Raw genomic sequence first — 12483 nt, 5'->3', positions numbered from 1 at the left:
TATCCAAATGGAATCGAGCTGATACTTATCTTAGCGGAGGGAGAAGTGTGAACTCTTATATTTTTATGAGAAAATCCAAAAAAGCTAATCGATAGAAAGCGAAGATTTCATATTTTTTTGCCACAATTGTTAAAAAATAGACAAATAGAAAGGAAGAAGGAGACACTATGAGCAGCAAAATTACAGTTATAGGAGCCGGAAGTGTTGGTTCCACAATTGCGTATACCTTATCTAATCAGAATGTTGCATCAGAGATCGTCCTGATCGACATTAACAAAGAAAAAGTAGAAGGCGAAGTCATGGATATCGCACAGGGAACCTGCTTCAGAGACCCGATCTCCATCATTGCCGGTGAATATGAAGATGCGAAAGACTCTGACATCGTAATTATCACCTCCGGTATCGCACGTAAACCTGGTCAGACAAGAATCGAACTGACACAGACCAATGTAAATATCCTGAAATCTATCACACCGGAGATTGTAAAAGTGGCTCCGCATGCTTTATATATCATTGTAAGTAATCCTGTAGATATCATGACATATATATTTACCAAGATTTCCGGACTTCCGGAAAATCAGATCATCGGATCCGGAACTATTCTGGATTCTGCTCGTCTTCGTTGCGGACTTTCCGAACATCTCAATGTAGCACAGAACAACATTCATGCCTATGTATTTGGTGAGCATGGAGACACATCCTTTATTCCGTGGACCGGCGCATATGTATCCGGTGTAAGCCTGGATGAATATTACGATATTGCAAAGAGCATGGGAAAAGAAGTAAAAGAAGTGGACAAAGATGCGATGCTCGAATACGTACAGAAATCCGGCGGACAGATTATCAAAAGAAAAGGAGCTACTTTCTACGCAGTATCTGCTTCCGTATGCAAACTCTGCTCTATCCTGTCAGCTTCTTCTGATTCCATCACAACCGTATCTTCCATGATGCATGGAGAATACGGAATTGACGATGTATGCTTAAGCACACTGACACTGGTTGGACCAAACGGTATTCAGGGTAAAGTGCCGATGCGTATGAACAAAAAAGAGATCGAACAGTTACATAAGAGTGCCGATGCGCTGAAAGCAGTCATCGCACAGATCGATCTGGATTAAGCAGACAGTAACGAATGTCTGTTGGCTGCAACCGGTGACCGACAGGCAGGAAACTTACATAAAGAAAGGATACAGGAACTATGAAGTACAGTTATTTTCCGGGTTGTACCCTGAGAACAAAAGCAAGAGATCTGGATGCATATGCCAGAGTATCTGCAAGGGCACTGGGATTTGAACTGGAAGAAATCGACAACTGGCAGTGCTGCGGTGGTGTATATCCACTTGGTTCTGATGAGATTGCCACAAAACTTTCTTCCGTCCGTGCTCTGAATGAGGCCAAAGAAAAAGGTCAGGATCTGGTAACTCTTTGTTCTGCCTGTCATCACGTGATCAAACGTGTCAATGATGATATGAAGAATGTAGAAGATATCCGTACCAGAGCAAACAACTACATGAAACTGGCAGAGCCATATGAAGGCGAGACTGAAGTGCTCCATTTTCTGGAAGTGCTCCGTGACCGTATCGGGTTTGATGAATTAAAGAAAAAAGTAGTGAATCCGTTAACCGGAAAGAAAATCGGCGCTTACTATGGCTGCCTGCTTCTTCGTCCGGGCAAGATCATGGCATTTGATAATCCGGAGAATCCAACCATTATCGAAGATTTCATCCGTGCCATCGGTGCTGAACCGGTTGTGTATCCATACCGGAACGAATGCTGCGGAGGATACATTTCTCTGAAAGAAAAGGACATGTCCAAAAACATGTGCAACAATATCATGGACAGCGCAGCAGGATTTGGTGCAGAGATGCTGATCACCGCCTGTCCACTGTGTCTGTACAACCTGAACAAGAGCGGAAACGGCAAACTGCCGGTTCACTACTTCACAGAACTTCTGGCAGAAGCTCTCGGAGTAAAAGAGGAAGCTTTGCAGACACTGACATCCGACAAGGAGGTGGCTGAATAATGAGTACCGAGAAAAAACAGGCAGAACTGATCAAAGAGATCAGTGGTGTGAATCCCCTGAAGTGCATGAAATGCGGTAAATGTTCTGCTTCCTGCCCGTCTTTTAACGAGATGGATATCAAACCACATCAGTTCGTATCTTATGTAGCCAATGAGAACATCGAAGAACTGGTCAATTCTAAATCACTGTGGAAATGTCTCTCCTGCTTTGCCTGTGTAGAGCGTTGTCCGAGAGATGTAAAACCGGGTAAACTGATCGACGCAGCAAGACAGCTGGTAGTCCGCCAGAAAGGTCAGAATTATCTGACACCGGATGAGATTCCGGAGTTACTGGATCCGGAACTGCCGCAGCAGTTGTTAGTCAGTGCATTCAGAAGATATAGGAGGTAACCCTGGTGCAGAGAATAGGAGTATTTGTCTGTCATTGCGGAAGTAATATCGCAGCAACGGTAGACGTGAAAAGAGTAGCAGAGATGGCTCTTATGGAGCCGGGTGTTGTTCATGCAGAAGACTATCAGTATATGTGTTCCGAAGCCGGACAGGCCCTGATCGCAAAAGCGATCGAAGAAAAACAGCTGACAGGACTGGTAATCTGTTCCTGTTCCCCACGTATGCATGAGGCAACATTCCGGAAAGCAGCTGAGAGAGCCGGACTGAACCCATACATGGTAGAAATTGCCAACATCCGTGAACATTGTTCCTGGATCCATAAAGATATGGAAGAGGCAACAAAAAAAGCTGTGATTCTGATGAGAGCAGCAGTAGCAAAAGTAAACCTGAACACACCGCTGCAGCCGGGCGAAAGCCTTGTAACAAAACGTGCACTGGTTATCGGTGGCGGTATCGCAGGTATCCAGACAGCTCTGGATATTGCAGATGCAGGTTATGAAGTAGATATCGTTGAGAAAGAGCCAAGTATCGGCGGAAGAATGTCCCAGCTGGACAAAACCTTCCCGACTCTGGACTGTTCTGCATGTATCCTGACACCAAAGATGGTGGAAGCTGCAGCTCACGAAAAAATTCATATTTATACATACAGTGAAGTAGAAAAAGTATCCGGTTTCGTAGGCGACTTTACGGTTGATATCCGTAAAAAAGCAAGAAGCGTTGATATGGACAAATGTACCGGATGTGGCGTATGTCAGGAAAAATGTCCTTCCAAGAAAGCACCAAGCGAATTCAACCGCGGTCTGAATAACAGAAGTGCGATCTACACACCATTTGCTCAGGCAATCCCGAATGTACCGGTAATCGACCGTGAACACTGTATCAAGTTCAAAACCGGAAAATGTGGTGTATGTTCTAAAGTATGTCAGGCAGGTGCCATCGACTACGATCAGAAAGACGAGATTGTAACAGAAAAATACGGTGCAATCGTAGTTGCAACCGGATTTGACATCATCAAACTGGATAACTACGACGAATATGCTTACAGCCAGAGTAAGGATGTTATCACATCTCTGGAACTGGAACGTATCATGAATGCAGCAGGTCCTACAAGCGGACATCTGGAACGTCTTTCTGACGGAAAAGCTCCGAAGGAAATCGTGTTCATCCAGTGTGTGGGAAGCCGTTGCTCTGATGACAGAGGAAAGAGCTACTGCTCCAAGATCTGTTGTATGTATACAGCAAAACATGCAATGCTGATCCGTGATAAATATCCGGATGTAAATGTAACTGTCTTCTATATTGATGTACGTACTCCTGGTAAGAACTTCGATGAGTTCTACAGAAGAGCCGTAGAACAGTATGGAGTAAATTATATCAAAGGTCAGGTAGGAAAAGTGATTCCTCAGCCAGACGGAAAACTGCTGGTACAGGGATCTGACCTGTTAGATAACAAACAGATCCTGAAAGAAGCAGATATGGTTGTTCTGGCAGCAGCCATCGAACCGAACCCTGATGTTCGTAAGATTGCAACTATGCTGACAGCAAGTATCGATACCAACAACTTCCTGACAGAAGCTCATGCAAAACTCCGTCCGGTAGAATCACCGACAGCAGGTATCTTCCTGTCCGGTGTATGCCAGGGACCGAAAGATATTCCGGAAACTGTAGCACAGGCCGGCGCAGCTGCTGTAAAAGCCATCGGACTGTTGGCAAAAGACAAACTGATGACCAATCCGTGTACCGCAAAACCGGATGAAACTCTGTGTAACGGATGTTCTACCTGTGCAAATGTGTGTCCTTACGGAGCAATCACATACGAAGATAAAGAAATTTTTGACCACGGTATCCGTGAGACCCGCCGCGTAGCTCAGGTTAACAGCGCACTGTGCCAGGGTTGTGGTGCTTGTACCGTAGCCTGCCCATCCGGAGCGATGGATCTGCAGGGATTCTCTAACAGACAGATTATAGCGGAGGTAGATGCAATATGTCGATAGAAGCAAAAGAAGAATTCAGACCGAAAATTGTAGCGTTCTGCTGTAACTGGTGCAGTTATGCAGGAGCCGATCTGGCCGGAAGCAGCCGTCTGAGCTACCCGGCAGATGTAAAAATCATTCGTGTACCTTGTTCCTGCCGTGTCAATCCAATGTTCATCCTGCGTGCTTTTGAAAAAGGTGCAGACGGCGTGATCATGTGTGGATGCCACCCGGGTGACTGCCATTACAGCACCGGTAACTATTACGCAAGAAGACGTATGACACTGCTGTTCTCCATGCTGGATTATATCGGTGTGGAAAACGGACGTACTCGTGTAGAATGGGTATCTGCAGCAGAGGGTGTAAAATTCTCTACAACAATGAATGAGTTCGTAGAAAAAATCTACTCTCTTGGTAAGAACGTAAGATTGGAGGATATAAGATGCAGGAATTAATCAACCGTGCGAAAGAACTGCTGGCAGACGGAACAGTAGCCCGGGTTCTTGGCTGGAAAGCCGGAGACCTGCCTTACAATCCGGAACCTGCGTACTTTGAGACAGAAGAATCTCTGAAAGATTTCGTATATAACGGATTCTGCGGAGCTAACTTAAGTAAATATATGATCGAAGCTTCCAAACTGGAAGGAAAGACCATGGTATGTCTGAAACCCTGTGATACTTACAGCTTCAACCAGCTGATCAAAGAGCACAGAGTAGACAGAGACAAAGCCTACATCGTTGGTGTGGGATGTAAAGGAAAACTGGATATCGAAAAGATCAAAAAACAGGGAATCAAAGGTATTCAGTCCATCCAGGGTGCCGAGATCACAGACGATGCCGAGACACTGACAATCCAGACTATCTACGGTGAGAAGACATGTGCTTACAAAGACGGTATGCTGGAAAGATGTCATGTATGTAAAGGCAAAGAACATCAGATCTATGACGAGATCATCGGCGAGTCCAAGGACACCAAAGATGCAGATCGTTTTGATGAAGTAAGAAGAATCGAAGCTATGAGCCCGGAAGAAAAATTTGCTTTCTTCCAGAGCGAGCTGAGCAAATGTATCCGTTGTAACGCCTGCAGAAATGTATGTCCGGCATGCAGCTGCAGAAAATGTGTTTTTGACAGCAATAAATTTGACAGTTCCCAGAAAGCAAATGTGGACTCTTTTGAAGAGAAGATGTTCCATATCATCCGTGCTTTCCATGTGGCCGGAAGATGTACAGACTGTGGTGAGTGCAGCAGAGTATGTCCACAGGGTATCCCGCTTCACCTGTTCAACCGCAAATTTATCAAAGATATCGATGAACTGTATGGAGAATATCAGGCCGGTGAAGATACCGATTCCAAAGGACCGCTGACAAACTTCACATTTGACGATGCGGAACCGAGTATCGTAACAGAAAGGGGATAATGTATGTATAAGATAGCAAAAGAAAATCTGTCGGCATTATTCCAGAGTATTGCCGAGAATCAGGAATTATATCTGCCGGTAGAAGTAAGCGGACAGGTGAACTATAAAGCATGGACTCCGGATGCAAAAGTATCCCTGGAGACCCTGAAAACAGTAAAATCTCCCAAAGATGCATTCTTCCCACAGAGTGAAAATCTGTATACTGTACAGAGAGACGGAAAGAAACTGAGCATCCAGCCGGAAGCGCTGAAAGAGCAGAAGTTTGTAGTATTTGGTATGAAAGCCTGTGATATCCAGGGTGTGAAAGTTCTGGATAACGTATTCTTAAGTGATCCTGTCGACAGCTTCTACGCTGCAAGAAGAGAACACGGAACCATCGTTGCCATGGCATGTCATGAGCCGGAAGAATCCTGCTTCTGTAAAGTATTCGGCATCGACTGTGCAGAACCTGCAGCAGATGTGGCTACCTGGATGGTAGACGGCGAACTGTATTGGAAAGCCCTGACTGACAAGGGGGAGGCACTGACCAAAGCAGTAGAAAGCCTCCTGACAGAAGCTGACGGCACAGATGCAGAAAAACTGGAAACAGAAAAAACTGCTATTCGTGCGATCGTAGAAAAACTGCCATATTCCGATCTGTCTCTGGAAGGATGGAACGGAGATGCACTGACAGAAAAGTTCAACTCCCCTGTATGGGAAGAACTGTATAAACCATGTCTGGCATGTGGTACCTGTACCTTCGTATGTCCGACCTGTCAGTGTTACGATATCAAAGACTATGATACCGGACACGGTGTACAGAGATACCGCTGCTGGGATTCCTGCATGTACTCTGATTTCACCATGATGGCTCATGGAAATAACCGTACCAGCCAGATGCAGAGATTCCGTCAGAGATTTATGCACAAACTGGTATACTATCCGGCAAATAACAACGGTATGTACTCCTGCGTGGGATGTGGCCGTTGCGTGGAAAAATGTCCGGCATCCTTAAATATTGTAAAAGTAATCAAAGCATTTGAAAAACAGGGAGGTGACAAATAATGAGCGAATGTACCTGTCATAAAAATTACACGCTGGATACCCTGATCCCTCAGGTTGGTATCATCACAGATATCCGTCAGGAGACACCGGATGTAAAAACATTCCGTGTCAACGCTCCGGAAGGAGGAAAATTATTTGAACATATGCCGGGTCAGTGTGCCATGGTATGTGCACCGGGTGTAAGTGAAGGTATGTTTTCCATTACTTCTTCACCGACCAATAAAGAGTACCAGGAATTCAGTATTAAGAAATGTGGTATGCTTACTGACTACCTGCACAGCCTGCAGGTAGGTGATGAGATCACAGTCCGCGGACCGTACGGAAACTATTTTCCGGTAGAAACCGAATTAAAGGGTAAAAACCTGCTGTTTATCGCCGGCGGTATCGGTCTGGCACCACTTCGTTCTGTAATTAACTACGTACTGGATAACCGTGAGAACTACGGAACTGTAGATATCCTTTACGGATCCCGTTCCGCTGACGATCTGGTTCAGTTAAAAGAGATCCAGGAAGTGTGGATGAAAGCAGAAGGCGTAAACGTATATCTGACCATCGACCGTGAACAGGAAGGCTGGGACGGTCATGTAGGATTTGTTCCGACTTATCTGAAAGAGATCGGATTCGACACTGACAAAGTAGCTCTGGTCTGCGGACCGCCAATCATGATCAAATTTGTTCTGGCTGGTCTTCAGGAAATGGGATTCACCAAAGAACAGGTGTACACAACCCTGGAGCTTCGTATGAAATGTGGTGTTGGTAAATGCGGACGTTGCAATATCGGATCCAAGTACGTATGTAAAGACGGCCCGGTATTCCGCTTTGATGAAATCGACGAATTACCTAACGAGTATTAAGAAAGGACTGGTACCGACAAATGGAAAAAATGGTAAATGTATATTTTTTCGGTAAAAAATATAGTGTGCCTGCAGAACTGACAATTATGACAGCTATGGAGTATGCCGGTTACACTCTGAAAAGAGGATGTGGATGCCGTCATGGTTTCTGCGGAGCCTGCGCAACAATCTACAGAATCAAGGGTGACAATGAGCTGAAAACCTGTCTGGCCTGTCAGACACAGGTTCAGGAAGGCATGTATGTGGCAAGTATCCCATTCTTCCCGACCGATAAGAGAACATACGATATCGAAGAGATCAAACCGAATGCTCAGATCATGATGGAACTGTATCCGGAAATCTACAGCTGTATCGGATGTAACGCATGTACAAAAGCATGTACACAGGATCTGAATGTTATGCAGTATATCGCATATGCACAGAGAGGTGAACTGGAGAAATGTGCAGAAGAATCCTTTGACTGTGTAAGCTGCGGATGCTGTTCTGTAAGATGCCCGGCTGGTATTTCTCATCCGATGGTAGGTCTTCTGGCAAGACGTCTCACAGGAAAATATATTGCACCGGAAGCAAAACATCTGACAAAGAGAGTGGAAGAGATCCACGAAGGTGCTTACGATGACCTGATCGAGAAGATCATGCAGAAACCGATCACAGAAATGGAAGAACTTTACAACAACAGAGATATTGAGAAATAGGAGGGCGTAAAATATGTATGCACCATATCCGGAAAATATGATGGAATCTATCAAAAAGGTAGAGGCTACAAGAGCACAGCGTATGGCAACAGAGCCAAGACGTCTGACAGCAGACGAAAAAGACGCTCTTTTGAAAAAATTCCATCCAGATTATAACCCAGACGCATTTGCTGAGATCAAAGTTGGACCGAACAAAGGTCAGAAAGCTCCTCTGGAGCTGGCTGATATGCTTCATTCCACAAGCCGCCTGATGACTGACAATGTAGATCTTACAAAAGTAGACTACGATGTAGATGTACTTGTTATCGGTGGTGGTGGAGCAGGTTCTTCCTGTGCTATCGAAGCACACAAAGCAGGTGCAAACGTAATGATCGTTACAAAACTGCGTATTGGTGATGCCAACACCATGATGGCTGAAGGCGGAATCCAGGCAGCAGACAAAGAAAACGACTCACCGGTACAGCATTATCTGGACTGTTTCGGTGGCGGACATTTTGCTGCAAAACCAGAACTGGTAAAAAGACTGGTTATGGAAGCTCCGGATGCTATCAAATGGCTGAACGAGCTGGGTGTTGAATTTGACAAACAGGCAGACGGAACTATGGTAACTACCCATGGTGGCGGAACTTCCAGAAAGAGAATGCATGCTGCAAAGGACTACTCCGGAGCAGAGATCATGCGTACTCTGCGTGATGAAGTGATCAACCGTGCAATCCCGGTTGTTGAATTTACATCAGCAGTAGAACTGATCAAAGATGAAAAAGGTCAGGTTGCAGGAGCTGTTCTTCTGAACATGGAAACAGGTGACTACTCTGTTGCAAGAGCAAAAACAGTAGTTATCGCAACCGGTGGTGCAGGAAGAATGCATTATCAGGGATTCCCGACATCCAACCATTACGGTGCAACTGCCGATGGTCTGGTTCTGGGATACAGAGCAGGTGCTGCCCTGTTATATCAGGATTCTATCCAGTATCATCCGACAGGAGCAATCTACCCGTCACAGATCCTTGGTGCACTGGTAACTGAAAAAGTTCGTTCCGTTGGTGCACAGCTGGTTAATGCAAACGGTGAAGCTTATATCCATCCGCTGGAGACTCGTGATGTCAATGCATCCGGTGTTATCCGCGAGTGTGAAGAAGGCCGTGGCGTAGATGTTCCGGGCGGAGCAAAAGGTGTATGGCTGGATACTCCTATGATCGAGATCCTTGGTGGTGAAGGCACCATTGAGAAGAGAATCCCGGCTATGTTCCGTATGTACATGAACTACGGTATCGATATGAGAAAAGTTCCGATCCTGATCTACCCGACACTGCATTATCAGAACGGTGGTCTGGAAATCACAGGAGACGGATTCACAAAAGAAATCCCGAACCTTCTGGTTGCCGGAGAAGCTGCAGGCGGAATCCACGGAAGAAACAGACTGATGGGTAACTCCCTTCTGGATGTTATCGTATTCGGTAGAAACGCAGGTAAGAAAGCAGCTGCAAAATGCAAAGATGTTGAACTGGGTGAGATGAACCTGGATCATGTAAAAGCGTATGATGAGGAACTGAAAGCAGCCGGTGTTGAAACAGATCACGTTTCTCCGTTACTGCTTCCACATTATGCAAGACACGAAAGATAAGAAACAGACAGGTAAGAAGGCATACCAGACGAGGGGAAACTCTCGTCTGGTTACCGATACAGGACATTTCAGAGAAATAGAAGATTTTGCTGATCAGACTATTATCTCTGGTTCAGAAGAATAAAAAGGAGTGGAGTGGAATGCGAGAGATAGACGTAAAGCAGATCACTGATGTAGTGGAAAAGCTTTGTATCGAAGCAAATGAGCATCTTCCGGAAGATGTAAAATGCGCGATTAAAAACTGTCGTGCCTGTGAAGACGGTGAGATTGCAAAAGGAGTTCTGGACAATATCATCGAGAACTTTGAGATCGCAGACAATGAATGTGTACCGATCTGTCAGGATACCGGTATGGCATGTGTATTCCTGGAAATCGGTCAGGACGTACATATGGTAGGCGGAGATCTGGCAGATGCTATCAATGAAGGAGTTCGCCGCGGATATGACAAAGGATACCTGAGAAAATCCGTTGTCAAAGATCCGGTACGCCGTGGAAACACCGGTGACAATACACCGGCTATGATCTATACAGAGATCGTTCCGGGAGAAAATATCAAGATTACCGTAGGACCGAAAGGATTCGGAAGCGAAAACATGAGTGCGATCCGTATGTTCAAACCTTCTCACGGTCTGCAGGGAATCAAGGATTTTATCATTGAGACAGTTGAAACAGCAGGTCCTAACCCATGCCCGCCGATGGTAGTCGGTGTTGGTATCGGTGGAACTTTTGATAAAGCAGCCCTTCTGGCCAAGAAAGCTCTGATGAGACCACTGGATTCCTCCAATCCGGATCCGTTCTATGCAGATCTGGAAAAAGAAATGCTGGAGAAAATCAATGAACTGGGTATCGGACCACAGGGATTTGGCGGAAAGACAACAGCAATCGGACTGAATATCGAGACCATGCCTACCCATATCGCAGGTATGCCATGTGCCATCAATATCAACTGTCATGTAACCCGTCACAAAACGGAGGTGATCTAATATGGCTAAGAAGATAACACTGCCTCTTACAGAGGAACTGGCAAAAACACTTCACGCAGGAGATCAGGTACTGTTAACAGGTACAATCTATACCTCCCGTGATGCAGGACACAAGAGAATGTGTGAAGCACTGGCAAAAGGAGAGAAGATTCCTTTTGATCCCACAGATGCTACCATCTACTATGTAGGACCGACACCTGCAAAACCAGGTCAGGTTATCGGATCTGCCGGACCTACAACCAGTGGCCGTATGGATGCTTATGCACCGACTATGATGTCTGTTGGTGCCCGTGGAATGATCGGTAAAGGTGCCCGTCTGCCGGAAGTAGTAGACGCAATGAAAAAATACAGTGGAGTATACTTTGGTGCCATCGGAGGAGCGGGTGCTCTTCTGGCAAAATGTATCAAAAAAGCAGAACTGATTGCTTATGAAGATCTGGGAGCAGAAGCACTGCGTAAACTGTATGTGGAAGATATGCCGCTGGTTGTTATCATCGACAGTGAAGGAAACAACCTGTATGAAGAGGGAAGAGCGGAATATTTAAAAGAAAAAAATAAATAACTGAAAAGAAATGGAGAAATACTACGATGGATATGGAAATGATTACTGACCTGATGGAAGCCGTGATGATTCTTTGCTTCGGACTGTCCTGGCCGATTTCCATCTGGAAATCATGGGTTTCCAGAACTGCGAAAGGAAAGAGCCTTTTCTTTGAGTGCTTTATCTGGATCGGTTATGTATTCGGTATCGCTCGCAAATTCATGCAACTCGGCATGGGCGTAGAGACCAGTTGGCTGTTTTATCTTGCATGGTTCTTCTATTTTCTAAATATAGCTGAAATTACGATCGACATAATTCTTTACTTTAGAAATGTAAAATTAGACAAAGAACGAGACGCAAAACAGGCATAAACAATGTAGACTGCTGTCGGAACACAGTATCAAAGTGTTCCGGCGGCAGTTTTTTGCGCCCTTTCAGACTCCATCCGAAAAAATGCGACAAAAGTCAGAAAATGTTGTTAAAAATAAAACAGTTTCATGGAAATGAAGATTTTTATTTTAGTCGCAGAAAGATAAAATAATAGAAAAACAGGAACGCCCCTGCAGATTCTTGATATCCTGCTGTCCTTTTACATGCAGCACTTTCAGGTCTGCTCGCTTCAAAATAATCTGAAGCAAAAGTTCTGTACATGCCTTGTCTTCGAATACCTTTTGCATGAAATCATCATCCAGCAATCTCAGTCCCCTGAGACGCCGCAAATCTTCTTCATGCTTCCGGGTAAAATCGATTTGTTTTGCATCGTTTTTTCCCATGCTGTCGCTTTTCAGCCTTTCGTCAGTTTTTTGTTTGTAACTGTTCAGTACCTTCACAGTTACGAGCCAAAATGCATTTAAACGATAGAAACACGCTTTGCGAGTTTTTATCGTTATCGCGGCACTCCTCAAGGTTCCGTGCAAGCACGGACTTTGACTCGTTGCTC

General features: G+C 45.1%; 14 protein-coding genes. 13 read left to right on the top strand and 1 reads right to left on the bottom strand.

What is annotated here, in order from left to right; translation table 11 throughout:
- Positions 1-167 precede the first annotated feature (167 nt).
- The 13 genes from MSA64_RS01200 (at position 168) to MSA64_RS01140 (ending at position 11914) form a co-directional block, all read left to right on the top strand.
- The gene (locus MSA64_RS01200) at positions 168-1118 is read left to right on the top strand and encodes an L-lactate dehydrogenase (protein WP_154431172.1); all 951 of its coding nucleotides are present in this window, start codon (positions 168-170) and stop codon (positions 1116-1118) included.
- An 80-nt stretch (positions 1119-1198) separates the two neighbouring features.
- On the top strand, positions 1199-2023 hold the full coding sequence (locus MSA64_RS01195) for a CoB--CoM heterodisulfide reductase iron-sulfur subunit B family protein (protein ID WP_022172891.1): 825 nt from the start codon (positions 1199-1201) through the stop codon (positions 2021-2023).
- Positions 2023-2412: a 4Fe-4S dicluster domain-containing protein gene (locus tag MSA64_RS01190; RefSeq protein WP_022172892.1), complete on the top strand. Its 390-nt coding sequence runs from the start codon at positions 2023-2025 to the stop codon at positions 2410-2412. The genes MSA64_RS01195 and MSA64_RS01190 overlap by 1 nt, the downstream gene beginning before the upstream one ends.
- A gap of 5 nt (positions 2413-2417) precedes the next feature.
- Positions 2418-4406, top strand: a complete 1989-nt coding sequence (locus tag MSA64_RS01185) for a CoB--CoM heterodisulfide reductase iron-sulfur subunit A family protein (RefSeq protein WP_106493508.1) — start codon at positions 2418-2420, stop codon at positions 4404-4406.
- Positions 4397-4840, top strand: coding sequence for a hydrogenase iron-sulfur subunit (locus tag MSA64_RS01180; protein ID WP_154431174.1), 444 nt, complete (start codon positions 4397-4399; stop codon positions 4838-4840). The genes MSA64_RS01185 and MSA64_RS01180 overlap by 10 nt, the downstream gene beginning before the upstream one ends.
- Entirely contained in the window at positions 4828-5802 is a 975-nt protein-coding gene (locus MSA64_RS01175) for a 4Fe-4S dicluster domain-containing protein (protein ID WP_117522929.1), read from the top strand. Before MSA64_RS01180 ends, MSA64_RS01175 begins: the two co-directional genes overlap by 13 nt.
- Before the next feature lie 3 nt (positions 5803-5805).
- The gene (locus MSA64_RS01170) at positions 5806-6846 is read left to right on the top strand and encodes a 4Fe-4S dicluster domain-containing protein (RefSeq protein ID WP_287890191.1); all 1041 of its coding nucleotides are present in this window, start codon (positions 5806-5808) and stop codon (positions 6844-6846) included.
- A complete protein-coding gene (locus MSA64_RS01165; RefSeq protein WP_227617412.1) occupies positions 6846-7700 on the top strand; it encodes an FAD/NAD(P)-binding protein in 855 nt (284 codons plus the stop codon). The genes MSA64_RS01170 and MSA64_RS01165 overlap by 1 nt, the downstream gene beginning before the upstream one ends.
- Positions 7701-7720: 20 nt before the next feature.
- Positions 7721-8395, top strand: coding sequence for a 2Fe-2S iron-sulfur cluster-binding protein (locus MSA64_RS01160; protein WP_022172898.1), 675 nt, complete (start codon positions 7721-7723; stop codon positions 8393-8395).
- Between the two features lie 13 nt (positions 8396-8408).
- Positions 8409-10019, top strand: coding sequence for an FAD-dependent oxidoreductase (locus tag MSA64_RS01155; protein WP_022172899.1), 1611 nt, complete (start codon positions 8409-8411; stop codon positions 10017-10019).
- A 140-nt stretch (positions 10020-10159) separates the two neighbouring features.
- Complete coding sequence (locus MSA64_RS01150) at positions 10160-11002, top strand: fumarate hydratase (RefSeq protein WP_022172900.1); 843 nt, start codon at positions 10160-10162, stop codon at positions 11000-11002.
- 1 nt (position 11003) lies between these two features.
- On the top strand, positions 11004-11564 hold the full coding sequence (locus tag MSA64_RS01145) for a Fe-S-containing hydro-lyase (RefSeq protein ID WP_154431177.1): 561 nt from the start codon (positions 11004-11006) through the stop codon (positions 11562-11564).
- 26 nt (positions 11565-11590) lie between these two features.
- Positions 11591-11914, top strand: coding sequence for a hypothetical protein (locus MSA64_RS01140; RefSeq protein WP_235904302.1), 324 nt, complete (start codon positions 11591-11593; stop codon positions 11912-11914).
- Positions 11915-12061: 147 nt separating this feature from the next.
- On the opposite strand, the gene MSA64_RS01135 is transcribed toward MSA64_RS01140, so the two are convergent.
- Positions 12062-12316 (bottom strand): hypothetical protein, encoded by a 255-nt coding sequence (locus tag MSA64_RS01135; protein WP_330639014.1) that lies wholly within the window; start codon positions 12314-12316, stop codon positions 12062-12064.
- Positions 12317-12483: the final 167 nt, after the last annotated feature.

The organism is Oliverpabstia sp., assembly GCF_022785585.1.
Lineage (GTDB): Bacteria > Bacillota > Clostridia > Lachnospirales > Lachnospiraceae > Oliverpabstia > Oliverpabstia intestinalis.
Note: the sequence above shows the minus strand (reverse complement) of the source record. Positions and strands in the feature narration are given on the sequence as shown.